Here is a 16,066-nt window from a genome sequence, read left to right as displayed (position 1 = left end):
GTGATTGAATCGAGACGTGAACATCTCCACTGCTACCGCCCGTGAAATTGCACGAGAGTGCGTGCGTTTCGGAATGAAACACGTTGTTGTGTGCCCCGGTTCCAGGTCCGCGCCACTCACCTACGCTTTTGCTGAGCTTGACCGGCAAGGCATCATCACTGCGCATGTCCGCATTGACGAACGTTCCGCTGGGTTCCTCGCTCTAGGGCTCGCCAAGGGACTGCGCGCGCAACTGGTTCCGGGGCCGGTTGGGGTGGTGACTACCTCGGGAACGGCGGTTCTGAACCTGGGTCCCGCCATCGCCGAGGCGGCCTACAGTCACGTGCCCATCGTCGCCTTGACGGCGGACCGGCCAGCGCGTCTGCGGGCGACGGGAGCTAACCAGACGCTGGATGACCAGTCCCGTGTTTTGCCCGAGGTGTTAGCCGCCTACGATGTTCCGGCAGGTGAACCTGCCCCGGTCGCAGAAGCGTTGGCGGTGGCAATGGGTGAAACGGGTCTGCCCGGGCCGGTGCAACTGAACGTGCAGTTCGATGTTCCTCTGGTGCCAGAAGCATCGGACTTCCCGTGGGACGTGCCCCGGGAGCGCCCCACGATCTTGCACGCTCAGCCACGAGAGCAGGACATTCAGGCGCTCGCAGATGCGTTGGACGCACTGAAGAAGCCTGGAACTGTTGCAGTAGTGGGTGACTGTTCAGGTTTTGACGACTCGCACGGAGTGGTGCGGGGCATGCTGGCGGGGGTTCCGGTGTTTGCTGAACCCACCTCGGCGCTTATTGACTTGTCCGTTCCCGTGCCACACCGAGTGTTGGAAACGCGTGGCTGGGACGACGTGACCACGGTGGTTCAGTACGGAAAGGTCACACTGTTTAGACCCACCGCCAAGCTGTTGGCCCAGCGGCAAGTTTTCACGATCCCGATCAACGTCGAATGGTGGCCGGACGAAGCGCGTGAGCGGGCGCGGGCGTTGAGCGCGGAACGGTCGGGCACAGGCGCAGATGGCGCAGACGGCAGCACGGAGGCCGGGCATGAACTGCGTCTGAAGTTCTGGGGGAACCAGCCAACAGAACTCAGCGTGGCAGAAAGCATCGTGTCAACAATTGCGGCTGGGAGTTCCCACATGTTGGTGGGAAGCTCGAATGCTGTGCGGTACTTAGCGAATGTGCCTCTAACCGGCTGCCTCATGCACGCGTCGCGGGGATTGGCCGGGATTGACGGGCTCATCTCGACCGGGATTGGGATCGCAAAAGCCGGGCAGAGTCAGCACCCCCAGTTTTTTGACCCCTTGGCAATTGTGATTGGCGACGTGACCGCCCTGCACGACATCGGCGGGCTTTTGCTGGAAGTGGGCGAAAACCTGCCACCGGTGCAGATTTACATTCTCAATGACGATGGTGGGTCCATCTTCGCTGGCCTCGAACACGGCCAAGACCACTTAGCGCCATACTTTGACAGGTTCTTCGCGACCCGCCACGGCCGAAACTTCGACCACCTGGCCACCGCCTACGGCTGGCCGTACAGGTACATCAACACCATGAGCGACCTGCAGGCCGCGGTCGACGGCAAACAGCCGGGAGTGTACGAAGTGGTACTTACACCTGATCAATAAGGTGGGCCACACCCAGTGCAGTCATCATAGGTGTGAGCTTGGCGCGAGTTTCCGCAAGTTCGGAAGCCGGGTCGGAATCCGGCATGATCCCGCAACCGGCCCACAGGCGAATCTTGTTGCGGCTTTCTAGCTGACCGCACCGCAACGCGATGCCCAACTGGCCATCCCCGTTGCCATCGATCCATCCCACGGGGCCCGCGTAACGACCTCGGTCCGCTTTTTCTACATGCGCGATGTGCTCCCAGGCCGCCTCCCGCGGCACCCCGCCCACCGCGGCAGTGGGGTGAACGGCCTGCGCAACGTCCAACAGTGTGTGGCCAGGCTTCACGATCCCGTGAGCATCGGACGCCAAGTGAATGACATTCGACAGGGCCAGCAAGTGCGGCTCAGGGTCCACCTCGAGCTCAGAGCACAAAGGCTCAAGAGTATGCGCCAGCGAGTCGATCGCGTAACGGTGTTCTGCCGTGTCCTTGGCCCCACCCAACTGGGCGCGGGCGGCCGCCAGCTCCGACCTCGGGTCATGTGCCACCCGGTACGTGCCCGCCAAAACCCGGGACTCTACCCGGTCGCCTGAGCGTGAGATGAGGAGTTCTGGGGTGGCCCCCACCATGCCGGCCACGCAGAACGTCCACGTGGACGGATACGACCGGTTCAACGCGCCCACCAGGGCACGCACGTCAATGTCGTTGCTGGTTTCGACCACAGCGTCCCGGGCCACCACGATCTTGCTGGCGCGCCCGGACTGCATAATCTCAATGGCCTCGGTGACAGCGCGCGTGTAGCGCCCGCCGGAGACGTGCCCGTCGTGTACCTGCGGGTCCCGAGGTGTCTGCAACGCCACGTCGCGAAGCTTGAGTTCCGTGTGAGGAGTGCCGGTGACGTTGACGGCGGTGAGCCACACACGCCCGTCGCGCCTACCCATAATGAACTGGGGGATGTCGATGACGGATTCGGCTTGCGAGTCCTCAGCGAACGCGATCGTGGTGAAACCCACGAGCCCGGAACCCGGCAAACGAACGGGGTTATCAACCGTGGCGTTGCCAGACACTGAGCGCCACACAGTGGACAGATCCGAAAACCGGTTGGCACCTCGGGCGCGGATCCGCACAGCGCGACCAAAGCCCACCAACCCACTGTTGCCGCGCACCCAGCAGGCCAGAGTGTCCGTGGGCAACTGGGTGAGGAACTCCATGCTGGTGGCGGGGAGGCCACCTACGAAAGGGGCGGGTGCTTCTGGGGTGACACCGTCGACAAACCACGACCGGACAGACAGTGTGGGCACTGTGTCGCCGGGTCGCACTGTCAGAGTATCTGCCAGGGTTTCTGCGTTTGTCTCACCGTTCACGTCCTTCATGGTAGCGGGAAGGGATTTCGCTAAGCCACGTCAGACCTGCGAAGATAAAGGAATGAGCCGCGCCCACTTAGATAAGCAGAAATCGGATGTCGCGTCGATGTTCGACGCTGTTGCAGACCGTTACGACCTCACAAATGACGCCATGACATTTGGTTTGTCGCGGTGGTGGCGAGTGGAAAACACGCGTTCGGTTGACCCCCAGCCAGGTGAAAAGATCTTGGACTTGGCGGCCGGTACGGGGTCCAGCTCTGTTCCGTATGCTCAAGCGGGCGCGCGCGTGATCGCCGGCGATATTTCTGAAGGCATGTTGGAAGTGGGTCGCAAACGCCACCCCGACATTGAGTTTGTGTACGCGGATGCACTGGACTTGCCGTTTGATGACAACGAATTCGACGCCGTGACCATTACGTACGGGTTCCGCAACGTGCAGGATCCGGCGCGTGCGTTGGCCCAGATGTTGCGGGTGCTCAAACCGGGCGGACGACTCGTCATCACGGAGTTTTCAACGCCCACGTTTGCGCCGTTCTCCAAGTTTTACAAGCAGTACATCATGCGGGCGCTTCCTGCGGTGGCCAAGGTCGTGTCCTCTAATCCGGAAGCGTACGTGTACCTGGCTGAGTCGATCCGCGAGTGGCCCGCGCAGTTGGACCTGTCGTACATGATTCGCGACGCTGGCTTTGACCAGGTTAAATACCGCAACCTTACGGGTGGAATCGTGGCGATCCACCACGCTGTTAAACCGGGAGCTGTTAAGCCGGGAGGCCAGTCGTAAGTGGCTGACTTTGACGTCATTGTTGTAGGTGCCGGCCCGGGTGGCTCAGCGGCCGCCACGCACATGGCCCGAGGTGGGTTACGTGTGGCGCTGGTCGAAAAGGCTAGTTTCCCGCGCGACAAGATCTGTGGTGACGCACTGACCCCGCGGGCGGTGCGCGAGCTGGGATATTTGGGTTTTGAGAACCCGGGGTGGCACGCGAACCGAGGTTTGCGCCTGTTTGGTGGCGGTCACCGGGTGGAACTCGAATGGCCGCTCGTGTCCGGCATGCCCAACTACGGGCTGACAGCGCCACGTACTGTGCTCGATGAAGCGCTGGCCCGTCACGCACAGGCCAGTGGCGCTCACCTGTTTGAGAATACACAGGCGACAGAGGCCTTCTTTGAAGGCGGTTGGGTCGCCGGTGTGCATGCGCAGGCGACTGATGACCGAGGTCGTCGAACGGGGGAGCGGGTGACGTTCCGGGCGCCGTTAGTGATCGCGGCTGACGGGGTATCGTCCAGAACCGCGGTGAAAATGGGGATCCGCAAGCGTGACGACCGGCCCATGGGGGTAGCGGTGCGCACGTACTTTGAGTCGCCACGTCACGACGACGATTTCATTGAGTCGTGGCTTGAGCTACGCGCAGACTCAGGCAGTGGGGGTAGCGGGGAGCCTCTGCCTGGTTACGGGTGGCTGTTTCCTTTAGGTGACGGCACGGTCAATGTGGGGCTGGGCATGTTGAACACGTCACCTGACTTCCGCAGTGTGGACTACAAAAAGACACTGCACCAGTGGGTAGGGTCCGTGGGGCAACGCTGGGGCATCGACCCTGACGCGGTGCTGGCAGACGCGAAGAGCGCTGCCTTACCCATGGCGTTTAACCGCACACCGCACTTCAAAGACGGAGTCATGCTGGTGGGTGACGCTGCGGGCATGGTGAACACGTTCAACGGTGAAGGCATAGACTACGCAATGGAGTCAGCCCGCCTAGCAGCCGATATTGTGGTGACCCACCATGGTTATCCAACCAGGGCGTGGAAGTCGGCGATGAGCTCATATCCGTCGATCGTGCGGGACGCGTACGGATCGTATGTGACGATGGGCCGAGTCTTCGCAAACCTCATTGGACACCCCCAGATCATGAAACTGGGACTAAAGTACGGTATGAGCAGTTCCACGCTGATGAAGTTCGTGGTGAAACTGTTTGCAAACGTGTACGAAGAACGTTCAGGCAAGGACATTCTCGATCACGTCATTGCAGGTCTCGAACGGGTGGTGCCCGCAACAAGCAACGAAACAGGAATGGGGACATGACAAGCACCTCGGCGCCAAAGAATCACGGGCGACTCGCGCTCGATGCGGTGGGCGGATCTCTGTCAGAAGAGATGGCGAACATGCTTGTTGGCGAACTCCAGCACGTCGAAACGGTGCTTGACGCGGCTGCGAGTCAGACCTCGGCGTTTGCTGACGAAACTTCCCACCATCTGATGCGGGCGGGAGGAAAACGTGTCCGACCCATGTTGGTTCTGCTGTGTTCGCAATTAGGCGGTGGCGTTTCGCCCCGCGTGCACACCGCGGCGGCGGCTGTTGAGCTGGTTCACTTGGCGAGTCTGTACCACGACGACGTCATGGACGAAGCGCCTAAACGTAGGGGTGCGCTATCAGCCCACGAAAAGTGGGGTAACAACGTCGCGATTCTGACCGGCGACTTGCTGTTTGCCCGCGCTTCGCAACTGAGCCTGGAAGTGGGCGCTGAAGCCATGCGGGTGCAGGCCGAAACGTTCGAACGCTTGGTTCTGGGCCAGTTGCACGAGTTTGTGGGGGCTACCGAATCGGACGATCCGATTGAGCACTACTTGTCAGTGTTGGCCGACAAAACCGGGTCCCTGATTTCTGCTTCATGCCAGTTCGGAGTGATCGCCTCAGACGGGCCAGCCGAGTTGCGCCCTGTTGTCAAGGAGTATGGCGAGGCCGTGGGGGTGGCGTTCCAACTGGCCGACGACGTCATCGACCTCACGGTCGACGGTAAGGACTCAGGTAAAACGCCGGGTACTGACCTGCGTGAAGGGGTAGCAACCCTGCCCGTTCTGTTGGCGCGCAAGGCAGCGCAGGCGGGGGATAAGTCCGCCGCCGAGGTGCTCGCCAAGGTGGACGCCGACCTCACCGAAGATGCGGCTTTGGAAGAAGCCCGTCAAGCTCTAGCTGGGCACGAAGTGCTTGAACAGACGCGGGCAGAAGCACGCGCATGGGCAGACCGTGCGGTAGATGCACTGGCCCCGTTGCCTGCGGGTGAAATCAAAGATGCACTTGCCACCTTCGCATACGGGACGGTCGAGCGGGCGCGGTAACCACCTCGGCGGGGGTAGCGGGGCTCTACGTTAGCGGAGCCGGCGCCTGCGGCGGGCGGCCATCACGCCGTCCACACACACCAGCACCACGGTAATCCAAATAATGGCGAACCCTGCCCAGCGGGACAGGGGCATATCCTCGCCCATGATGAAAACTCCGGTGAGGAACTGCATGGTGGGGGTGACGTATTGCAGCATGCCTACCCATGACAAGGGGATACGTGAGGTTGCGCTACCAAACAGGATCAGTGGGATCGCAGTGACTGGTCCTAGACAGAGCATGAGGATCACGTGAAGTGAGCCTTGGGTTTCGAAGTTCGACTGGCCCTGTGACATCAAGTAGAGGACATAGGCCACGGACGGGATAAACAGCACGATCGTTTCGATGGTCATCGCTTCGAGTGCGCCTGCTCGGCCGCCGACCTGTTTTTTGATGAGCCCATAGAGGCCAAACGATATTGCAACAGCTAGGCCAAGATATGGAACTCGCCCGTTGCCCACTGCAATGACGATGACGGCTACGGCGCCGATTCCCATGGCTAGCCACTGGAGCGGGCGGAGTTTTTCTTTCAGGAACAGAACGCCAAGGAGTACGGAGATTAGTGGGTTGATGTAGTAACCCAGTGATACTTCGACTACACGGCCCATGTCCACACCCAGGACGAACACGAACCAGTTGATGGCAACAGTGATGGCCGCCAATGCGAGGATCCCTAGAACGCGGGGCGTGCGCAGCAGGCGCCATAGCCGGGGATAGCCGCGGGCGAACAGCAAGAGGATCAGGCAGAAAAACAGCGACCAAATGATTCGGTGGGCCAGAATTTCAAGTGGGCCGGCCGGTTGGATGGCCATGAAGAACAGGGGTAGGACGCCCCACAGGAGATACGCGCTGAGCCCAAAAATGAGCCCGGCCTTACGGCGGGCTTGTTCATCATCAGGGATGCCCTGGTTGGGTTCCGGGGTGTTTGAGTTGTTGTTTGGGTGCGCGTTCACACGGGAAGTCTATACATAAGTTTCGTTGAGCTGTGTGCGGTCTCACTGTGGCGGTTGCGGTGTGAGTTTGGGGGTGGGTGGCGTGTAACCGGGGAGTGTGAGTCCGCGCACGAATGCTGGCTGTGAGCGGGAAAAATTAGCAGGCTATTAGGCAAAGTACTTAGACTTGGGTGCGACTGAAGAAAGGTGTGACATGAATCGACCACTTCGCGTAGCAATCGTGGGTGCAGGACCGGCAGGAATCTACGCCGCTGATCTGTTTACCAAAGCAGAGCGCGATTTTGAGGTCAGTATTGATTTGTTCGAACGCCTCCCCGCGCCGTTTGGTTTGGTGCGTTACGGAGTTGCTCCCGACCACCCGCGAATCAAGGGCATTACCAACGCGCTGGTGAAGATTCTTGACCGTGGTGACATTCGCTTGTTCTGCAATGTTGATTTTGGATCCGACATTCACTTGGACGACCTGCAGAAGCTCTACGACGTGGTGATCTTCTCAACAGGTTGTTTCATTGACGCGAACCTGCGGATTCCAGGTGTTGAACTGCCGCGGTCCTATGGGGCAGCGGAGTTTGTCAATTGGTATGACTCCCACCCAGATGTGTCCCAAGAGTGGCCGCTGGATCAGAAGAGCGTGGCTGTTATTGGTAATGGAAACGTGGCATTGGACGTCGCACGCATGCTTGCTAAGCAGGCAGACGACTTGTTGACCACGGAGATTCCGGACCACGTGTACCAAGGGTTGAAGAAGTCCCAGGTGACCGATGTTCACGTGTTTGGACGCCGTGGGCCTGCCCAAGCTAAGTTCACGCCACTGGAGATCCGTGAACTGGGTCAGGTCAAGGATGTCGACATTGTTGTGTACCCGGAGGACTTTGAGTTCGACGAAGGGTCAATGAAGTCGATCCAAGAATCGAACCAGGTCAAGCAGGTGACCAAGACGCTCACTGACTTTACGCTCCGCGAGCCAACGGGAGCTAAGCGTCGTCTGCACTTGCACTTCTTACACTCGCCCGTGTCGATTCTGGGTGACGAAGAAACTGGAGTCACTGGCTTGCGGACCGAGCGTCAGGAGTTGGATGGTACCGGCAACGTTACCGGGACCGGTGAGTTCCACGACTGGGACGTGACCGCTATCTACCGGGCGGTTGGGTACTTTGGAACGCCTCTGCCACAGCTTCCGTTTGATGCCCGTAAGGGTGTGATCACCAACGTTGAAGGTCGTGTGGTGGACGGCGAAAGTCAGATGACGGCGAATGAAGCCCCGGTTATCCCTGGCGTGTATGTCACTGGGTGGATCAAGCGTGGCCCGGTGGGGCTTATTGGTCACACCAAGGGTGATGCGCTGGAGACGATTGGGCACGTGATCACCGACTTTGTCGAAGGGAAACTGCCGGAGCCTGACAACGCATCTGAGGACGCGATTGTTGAGTTGCTCAAGGGCAGGGGCGTGGACTTCATCGACTGGGAAGGTGTCCACCGGCTAGAAGCGGCGGAGCGCGCATTTGGCGCCCCGCACGGTCGTGAACGTATCAAGGTAGCTACTCGTGAAGGCATGATCGCGGCCGCCCGCGAAGCAGTGTCGAACGAGGAGTAGTTTGCGAGGTTAGCCGGCTTAGAGGGCTTTAGAAACGTCGATGCTTAGGCCACCGTCAGGGCAAATATCCACACGAGAGTGCACTTGGTAGACATCTCTGAGCATCGGGGGTGTGATGACATCGCGGCCCGGTCCTTCTGAGTGAACCGATCCTTGATGAAGCACTACCACGTTGTCGGCGAAGCGGGCAGCATGGCTTAAATCGTGGATTGCGACGATCACGACGGCAGGTTGCTCTCGTGCGAAGGTCAGTACGTGGTCGAGCAAGACGAGTTGATTTCGCAAGTCGAGCGCACTGCTTGGCTCGTCAAGCAAGAGAACGGAAGGTTTTCTCACGACAGCTTGGGCAAGGCTAACTAGTTGTCGCTGGCCACCAGAAAGTTGGTCCATTGCACGGTTGGCAAATTCAACTAGGCCTAAACGTTCAATGACCTCCTGAACGCGACAACGCGCAGAACGAGTAACGCGAAGATGCCCAATACCGGATTTTCCTTGTTGGTGCGCAACTAAAACGGATTCAAAAACTGACAGCGACGATGGAGGGGGCGGATCTTGTGGAAGGTACAAGATCTCTTCCGGATGTGCGGGACGGTAGTTCTTTTCCAAACCTGCCACACATCGTAAGAACGTCGACTTTCCTGCGCCGTTGGGCCCAACAACAGCCGTGACAGATCCGAGCTGACATGGTTTGATGCTGACGTTGTGAAGAATCTGAGTCTTTCCGCGTCTGCACGAAACGTTTTGGATCGTAAGTTCGTTCATGACCAAACCTTTCTTCTTCGGCTCAAAATCAAGGTGAGAAAGACGGGTACACCTACAACGGCTGTAATGATTCCCACGGGTAGAATTACTCCGGGCTGAATGATTTTTGCCACCATCGATGCAGAGGTAAGAAGCAATGCGCCAGTCATGGTTGAAGCAGGCAAGAAGAATCGCTGATCTTCGCCTACCAAAGTCCGGGCTATATGAGGGCCAATCAACCCGATAAAACCAATTGTTCCGGCCATAGATACTGCGGTCGCAGCTAATAACGAAGCTACTAGTAGGGCCTGCGAGCGTGTGCGTTCTACAGGTATGCCCATCGAGCGGGCGCGATCGTCTCCCATTCGGAAGGCGGTCAGTGTCCACGCCTTTGAGACAAAAAAGAATCCCCCAATCGTCAGCATGACTCCCATGAGTGCGATTTGTGGCCATGTCGCACGGGTCAAGCTGCCAAGCGTCCAAAAGACTACCTGCTCAAGTTCCACAACGGATGCCATGTACTGCATGAGGGCCAGGAGTGCGTCAAAAAAGAACACGATGGCGATTCCCACAAGAATCATGCTTTCGGCGCTCGGGCCGCGTAGTTTTGCGATTCCTAGGATGATGCCGTAACCGATCATGGCGAATACCCAAGCGGATCCTGCGACGCCCAGGACCGACCCAAGTGCGGTAGAACCGAATCCCGTGACTACCGCCAATGATGCGCCAAAACTTGCCGCCGAGGCGATGCCGAGTGTGTACGGCTCTGCCAGGGGGTTTCCTAAGGTTGTTTGCATCTGTGCTCCGGACATCGCCAAGGCGGCGCCGCAGGTTATTGCTGTTGCGGTCATGGGCAAGCGCACATCCCAAACGATTTGGGTATCGATTTTTTCGCTGGTCGCTGGACTTATAAGCGCATGGAAAAATGCCTCGGCGGGCATTGGGGCACCCCCAATCCAAGCATCTGCAAATCCCGCAACAATAAGAAGTGTGGCAAGCAGACCGAGGACGCCCAAGCGTCGTTGTGTAGAGCGAATATGAGCATGTACCGAAGCGCCCTGTTCAGCTGATGTTCTGCTATGAAGAATCACGGTAGGCCTGTCCAGAACGTTCCGTTTGCGTCAACGGGGAGAAAACGTGTGTGTAGCTCTTGGAAGTCTCGTTCGGGCTCTAGGCCCGCGAACTCGCGAGGATGAATTGCTTGTGCAAACCATTCGACGGCAAGGAAGTTGTATGGGGAGTCGTAGAAGTGATGCCACGCAACATACGCGCGCTTGCTTTTCACCGCTTGAAGTTGGTTGATGACAGTCTGCTTTTCAAGTACCTTTTTCCACTCTTGGGCTACGCTCTTCGAGTCTGCTGAATATCCGAGAGGAACATACGTGCCCGGCTTTGCGGGGCTTGACTCGCTTGACCAGTTTGCTCCTGTTGCAATGACGACATCGGGTGCCGCTTTTGCTACTGCTTCTGGCGAAAGGGTGCCCTGCTGGCTACTGAGCAGGTTGTCACCTAGATTCGTGCCTCCTGCTGCCGTGACAATTTTTGCGAGGTTAGACTCTTTAAAAGTTTGGCAACAGTCAAAGTAGCCTGGGGCGCGCCATAGAAAAACGCGTTGTTCCTGAGGCTTTGTGCGTTCCAACGTGTCGGTGACATTCTTGATTTTGCTTTCGTAGAACTTGACGAATTCTTCAGCGCGCTGTTGCTGTCCAAACAGTTGACCCATGATCCGGATACTTGGCACGGTGTTCTTGATTGGTTCAACAAAGTAGTCAATGACAACGGTTGGGATTCCAGCCTTTTCGAAACCGCTGATGATGCCTGCTTCTTCCGCGGCTTTAAAACTTGAGGCGCTGATAACGAAAACTTGCGGTCGGGTTTGCAGGGCCTGCTCAAGTGAAAATGAGTTGTCCCAGATTTCACCTGTCGTTTGTATCTCTTTGAGCTTGGGGAATTTTTCGGCGTAGGCGTGGTAGGTGTCGGGGTCATTCTCAAGCAGATCATTGGGCCAAGCGACGATCTTGTCGAGAGGATTATCCGGATTAAGGATGGCAGTGGTGTATAGCTCACGTTGCCCGCCAAGCAGGATTCGGTCCGGATTCTTAGGTATCTTGACGGTTCGACCAATCGCGTCGGTCAGTGTTTGGGTGTCGGTAGCGGAATCGGCCGATTTCTGTGGTGAGCAGGCCGTGAGGGTAAGAACGAGGGCCACAATGGTGGCGATGATGGTCCTAATGGACGAGTGTTTTGATTGTGTCATGGTGATCATGCCTCGGTTGGTTGGAATAAGGGTGTTGCGGGCGTGCCCCAGCGAAGGTGGCGCAGACGTGTGGGTGAGAATGCCGAGATGTCGGTCTCAGTTGAGCTATCCAAAGCAAGGAGAGCGCCAAGTTCGCCGATAGCGGGTGCATACTTGAACCCTTGTCCGCCGAACCCTGCCAGAACCGTGATGTTCGGGTAGTTCTGTGCGGGGCCGATGATGAATTGGCCGTCGGGTGTTCGTGCATTCATGCATGGATGCCCCGAAGTCTGTGCATCTGCGAGTTCTGGAATAGCTTGGGCACATGCCTCGATCACAGGGGCGATATCGGAGGGGCGAGCAGGTGTCCAGTTGTGTTCGACCTCGGCGAGCCACGGTTTTTGGGCGTTTTTTACGCCGATCTTGACTCCCCGTCCGTCAACGTCAGGAATTCCCCAGAGGTTGATCTGACGGCTGTCGCGGATAAAGAGCGGAAAGCGTTGTGGGCCGTAATCATGTGTATGGTCGGCCGGTGTGCGGAAGTGAACTGGGACAGTTCGTTGTACCCGGATCGGTATGTGTTCGTCTGGGAGGAGCTGTGTGCTCCATGCGCCCGCGGCTACGATGACGCGGCGAGCAGTAATGGTGTGGGTTGACGTGCTGATAACGCAGTGAGATTTCCGTGCAGCGAGAGAAGTGACGTGTGCGTTGGTTAACAATGTGGCGCCTGCATGCGTAGCAGATTCAACGGCGGCCCGAATGCTGTGCTCGGGATGAAGCACGCAGGCGTTCGGTTCAAACAGGCCGCAGTCGTCTGAAAAGAGCGCATGTTGGGGGAATCTCGCGCGTAATTCTTCGCGACTGAGTAACTCCACTTCTGCTCCGCCCGCTTGGGCAGCCCGTTGAGCGTCATTCAGAAAGTCGCTATCGGTAGCACCGATGGTTAAGCCTCCAGCCTGAACGCGCAACTGTGAGGTGGATGATTTATCGAGCTCGTCCCACAACTCGAGTGCGCGACTTGCGAGAGGAACATAGTGGGACCCTTCGAATACAGTGCGTCGGAAAATTCGTGATCCTCCGTGAGAAGATCCCCTGTCATGGCCCGGTTTGAACCTCTCGATTCCAACGATGGAATCGAGAGGTGCTAAGCGGGTAATCTGCCACAGCGCCATGGATCCCATCGCGCCAAGCCCTACTACGGCGATATCGAAATCAGTTGCGACCATTTATGGCCAAGGCCCTTCCTGTTTTCCTGTCGTTCATGGAGAACAACCAATGCTTAACTTAGCTTAGGCTAACCTAACTCATTGAGAATGGGAAGTGATCCCTCGAGCGGAAGTTGAATGGTCGATATCGATTCCGTCAATCACATTGCGCGCGACGCGAAAGGGAACAAATCACGGCAGACAGCGTTGATTGAAGTATCAACTATGTGCGTGATGGAGGTGCCATGGAGTTCGGGCTGTTTTCGGTCAGTGATGTGACCCGTGACCCCGTTTCGGGAGAAACCCCAAGCGAAGGTGAGCGGATTTGTAACCTGGTTCAGCAGGCGGTGTTTTCTGAAGAGGCTGGTTTCGACGTCTACGCGATCGGTGAACACCACAATCCGCCGTTCGTGTCGTCAAGCCCTACCACCTTGTTGGCCACAATTGCTGCGCAGACAACGCGCCTGAAAGTCTCTACGTCGACAACCCTCATTACCACGAATGACCCGGTGAAAATCGCTGAAGATTACGCCATGCTCCAGCACCTGAGTGACGGGCGCATGGACCTCATGCTGGGACGCGGAAACACTGCACCGGTGTACCCGTGGTTCGGCCAAGACATTCGCCAAGGGTTGCCGCTGGCTCTAGAGAACTACAACCTGCTCCACCGCCTGTGGCGCGAAGACGTGGTGGACTTTGAAGGGTCATTCCGCACGCCTCTTAACGGATTCACCTCAACACCTCGGCCCCTGCACGGCGTTCCGCCCTTTGTGTGGCACGGGTCCATTCGCACCCCTGAAATCGCAGAACAAGCCGCGTACTACGGCAATGGGTTCTTCGCCAACCACATTTTCTGGCGGTCCGAACACTCACTACGCCTCGTCAACTTCTACCGCCAGCGCTATGAGCACTACGGGCACGGTTCTGCCAAACAAGCCATCGTGGGACTGGGCGGGCAAGCGTTTGTGGCCCGCAAGTCACAAGACGCGTGGGACCGATTCCGCCCATACTTCAACGAGGCGCCGGTGTACGGGCACGGTCCATCGCTCGAAGAGTTCGTCAATCAAACACCCCTGAGTGTGGGTAGCCCACAAGAAATAATCGAGAAGACTTTGACGTTCCAAGAAACGTTTGGAGACTACCAACGCCAAATGTTCCTCGTGGACCACGCGGGTATGCCCCACAGCATGGTCATGGAACAGATCGAACTACTGGGATCAGAAGTCCTGCCCGTTTTGCGGAAAGAACTCGAATCCCGTCGCGACCCGGAAGTCCCCGACGCGCCAACTCACGAAAGCCTGGTACGGGCTCGCTACGGTGACACACCACCTCGGGAGCCACGACCTCGGGCTAACCGCGGTGACAACGTCACTGGAGGCTCGCCCTACCTCGACACAGACCAGGAAGGATAGTCACGATGCCGAACGCCACAGTAGTGGTGATCAACGCAGGAACCAGCGAAACGTCATCGACCGCGATGTTGCTTTCGCAGATCGCTAAGAGCGTCCAAGAAGCGGGTGACAACATCACGTGCACCTCAATCAACGTGCGCGACGTGGCCCAGGATGCGATGACCGCACTGGTGAGCGGGCACAAGTCGGCTGCGCTCCAAGAGATTGAGGCCACGTTGCTCAACGCGGACGCGCTCATCGTGGGAACGCCGGTGTTCAAAGCCGGCGCAAGTGCTGTCTTTATGGCGTTCTTCCAAGCGCTGGATAACGACCTGCTTATTGGGACCCCGGTTTTGCTGGCAGGTACAGCGGGAAGCCAACGTCACGCGCTGGTAGTCGATGATCAGATACGCGGCCTGTTCGCGTACTTGCGCACATACACGACACCCACTTCGGTGTTTGCGGCCCCAGATGACTTCAACGACCCCAAATTGCGCACCCGCAGTGCTCGAGCGGCAGGCGAGCTGCTGGCGCTCATCCGCGCTGATGTGCGCGGAACTGCACGGAATACTACGTGGGACCACTACCAGCACTCGTACGGTTCGGCCAGTGATACGGAGCTGTCGATCGACCTCGACAGCGACCTCATGCGACTGGCCACAGGCAACAGCTACAACGCGGGGTAGCGCTGCGACACTCAAGCACGGCATAACGCTAGGAAGGACACTCACACCATGGCAACTACGGCACGCGAAGAAGGCGCCCACGGGTCATATGTAAAACCTGGTGAGAGCTTTGAGCGAGACACCACGTACATTGAGGACCGGATTGTGTCCGAGGACGTTGGGGCGCTCCCTGAACCGCCAGCATCCAAGGTGGGCAGTGTTGGGTATGGCCTGTCCAAAGGTGCTCAAGCCTGGCCGGTAGAGCCCGGTCGTTATCACCTGGTGGCTGCGCGGGCCTGCCCGTGGGCTAACCGCACACTGATCGTGCGCAGGCTTTTGGGGCTAGAAGACGTTATCAGTATTGGACTACCCGGGCCCATTCACGACTGGAAGTCGTGGACTTTTGACCTGGACCCAGACGGGGTGGACCCGGTGCTTGGTAACCATCACCTGCGTGACAACTTCCTCAACCGCTTTGCTGACTACGACCGCGGAATCACCGTTCCGGCGATCGTAGACATTCCCACCAAGGCCGTTGTCACCAATGACTACCCGCAAATCACCCTGGACTTTTCGACCCAGTGGCGCGAATTTCACCGTCCTGACGCGCCTGATCTGTTGCCAGAAGATGGTAGGGACGAAATGTTCGACATCATCACCCGCATCTTCACCGAGGTGAACAACGGGGTTTACCGGTGTGGTTTCGCAGGAAGTCAAGAGGCGTACGAAGAGGCCTTTGAACGCTTGTTCGTGGCTATGGACTGGTTGGAAGAGCGCTTAGCAACGAGACGCTTCCTCATGGGTGACACGATCACTGAGGCCGACGTGCGCCTGTTTACCACGCTGGTGCGGTTCGACCCGGTGTACCACGGGCACTTCAAGACCAACCGCAACAGGCTCACAGAGTTTGAAAACCTGTGGGGATACGCACGTGACCTATTCCAAACCCCGGGCTTTGGTGACACGGTGGACTTCAACCAGATCAAACAGCACTACTACGGGACTCACACGGACATTAACCCCACGGGAATTGTGCCGGTGGGTCCGGACGTGAACGTGTGGCTTACCCCGCATGAGCGTGAGCGTTTGGGCGGTGAACCGTTTGGTGACGGCACGCCGCCGGCACCGGTGCGGGACGCAGAAAAGCCTAAGGCGAACCCGCTGTTTAACTGAGTG

The 16,066-nt window shown here is 58.0% G+C and carries 14 protein-coding genes; 8 read left to right on the top strand and 6 right to left on the bottom strand.

Annotated elements, in window-relative coordinates:
- The first annotated feature begins 16 nt into the window (after window positions 1–16).
- Window positions 17–1,609 carry a 2-succinyl-5-enolpyruvyl-6-hydroxy-3-cyclohexene-1-carboxylic-acid synthase gene (gene menD / locus QP868_RS00135; protein WP_284924484.1) on the top strand — a complete coding sequence of 531 codons (1,593 nt, stop codon included), beginning with the start codon at window positions 17–19 and terminating at the stop codon, window positions 1,607–1,609.
- Here the strand turns inward: menD and QP868_RS00130 are convergent.
- Window positions 1,593–2,963, bottom strand: coding sequence for an isochorismate synthase (locus tag QP868_RS00130; protein ID WP_284924483.1), 1,371 nt, complete (start codon window positions 2,961–2,963; stop codon window positions 1,593–1,595). The genes menD and QP868_RS00130 overlap by 17 nt on opposite strands.
- 52 nt (window positions 2,964–3,015) lie before the next feature.
- Between QP868_RS00130 and QP868_RS00125 the strand changes: the two genes are divergently transcribed.
- From QP868_RS00125 to QP868_RS00115, 3 genes are read left to right on the top strand one after another with little or no spacing between them, the layout of a single operon-like run.
- Window positions 3,016–3,735, top strand: coding sequence for a demethylmenaquinone methyltransferase (locus QP868_RS00125; RefSeq protein ID WP_284924482.1), 720 nt, complete (start codon window positions 3,016–3,018; stop codon window positions 3,733–3,735).
- Window positions 3,736–5,031: a geranylgeranyl reductase family protein gene (locus QP868_RS00120; RefSeq protein ID WP_284924481.1), complete on the top strand. Its 1,296-nt coding sequence runs from the start codon at window positions 3,736–3,738 to the stop codon at window positions 5,029–5,031. It begins immediately after the preceding gene.
- On the top strand, window positions 5,028–6,065 hold the full coding sequence (locus tag QP868_RS00115) for a polyprenyl synthetase family protein (protein ID WP_284924480.1): 1,038 nt from the start codon (window positions 5,028–5,030) through the stop codon (window positions 6,063–6,065). Before QP868_RS00120 ends, QP868_RS00115 begins: the two co-directional genes overlap by 4 nt.
- A 30-nt stretch (window positions 6,066–6,095) precedes the next feature.
- Here QP868_RS00115 and rarD read toward each other — a convergent pair whose 3' ends face one another.
- Entirely contained in the window at window positions 6,096–7,058 is a 963-nt protein-coding gene (rarD, locus tag QP868_RS00110; protein WP_284924479.1) for an EamA family transporter RarD, read from the bottom strand.
- Window positions 7,059–7,251: 193 nt separating this feature from the next.
- Here rarD and QP868_RS00105 point away from each other — a divergent pair, with 193 nt between their 5' ends.
- Window positions 7,252–8,652: an FAD-dependent oxidoreductase gene (locus QP868_RS00105; RefSeq protein ID WP_284924478.1), complete on the top strand. Its 1,401-nt coding sequence runs from the start codon at window positions 7,252–7,254 to the stop codon at window positions 8,650–8,652.
- Between the two features lie 18 nt (window positions 8,653–8,670).
- On the opposite strand, the gene QP868_RS00100 is transcribed toward QP868_RS00105, so the two are convergent.
- From QP868_RS00100 to solA, 4 genes are read right to left on the bottom strand one after another with little or no spacing between them, the layout of a single operon-like run.
- Entirely contained in the window at window positions 8,671–9,414 is a 744-nt protein-coding gene (locus QP868_RS00100; protein ID WP_284924477.1) for an ABC transporter ATP-binding protein, read from the bottom strand.
- On the bottom strand, window positions 9,411–10,484 hold the full coding sequence (locus QP868_RS00095; RefSeq protein ID WP_284924476.1) for a FecCD family ABC transporter permease: 1,074 nt from the start codon (window positions 10,482–10,484) through the stop codon (window positions 9,411–9,413). Before QP868_RS00095 ends, QP868_RS00100 begins: the two co-directional genes overlap by 4 nt.
- Complete coding sequence (locus tag QP868_RS00090) at window positions 10,481–11,650, bottom strand: ABC transporter substrate-binding protein (RefSeq protein ID WP_284924475.1); 1,170 nt, start codon at window positions 11,648–11,650, stop codon at window positions 10,481–10,483. The genes QP868_RS00095 and QP868_RS00090 overlap by 4 nt, the downstream gene beginning before the upstream one ends.
- Window positions 11,651–11,655: 5 nt before the next feature.
- The gene (gene solA, locus QP868_RS00085; RefSeq protein WP_284924474.1) at window positions 11,656–12,855 is read right to left on the bottom strand and encodes an N-methyl-L-tryptophan oxidase; all 1,200 of its coding nucleotides are present in this window, start codon (window positions 12,853–12,855) and stop codon (window positions 11,656–11,658) included.
- A gap of 224 nt (window positions 12,856–13,079) precedes the next feature.
- Between solA and QP868_RS00080 the strand changes: the two genes are divergently transcribed.
- The 3 genes from QP868_RS00080 to QP868_RS00070 are packed head-to-tail and all read left to right on the top strand — an operon-like array spanning window position 13,080 to window position 16,063.
- The gene (locus QP868_RS00080) at window positions 13,080–14,246 is read left to right on the top strand and encodes an LLM class flavin-dependent oxidoreductase (protein WP_284924473.1); all 1,167 of its coding nucleotides are present in this window, start codon (window positions 13,080–13,082) and stop codon (window positions 14,244–14,246) included.
- 5 nt (window positions 14,247–14,251) lie between these two features.
- Entirely contained in the window at window positions 14,252–14,911 is a 660-nt protein-coding gene (locus tag QP868_RS00075) for an NAD(P)H-dependent oxidoreductase (protein WP_284924472.1), read from the top strand.
- Window positions 14,912–14,959: 48 nt separating this feature from the next.
- Window positions 14,960–16,063, top strand: coding sequence for a glutathione S-transferase family protein (locus QP868_RS00070; RefSeq protein ID WP_284924471.1), 1,104 nt, complete (start codon window positions 14,960–14,962; stop codon window positions 16,061–16,063).
- Window positions 16,064–16,066 lie beyond the last annotated feature (3 nt).

Source organism: Brevibacterium sp. UMB1308A, assembly GCF_030230605.1.
GTDB lineage: Bacteria > Actinomycetota > Actinomycetes > Actinomycetales > Brevibacteriaceae > Brevibacterium.
The sequence above is the reverse complement of the archived record's forward strand: the minus strand, read 5'-3'. Positions and strand labels throughout refer to the sequence as shown.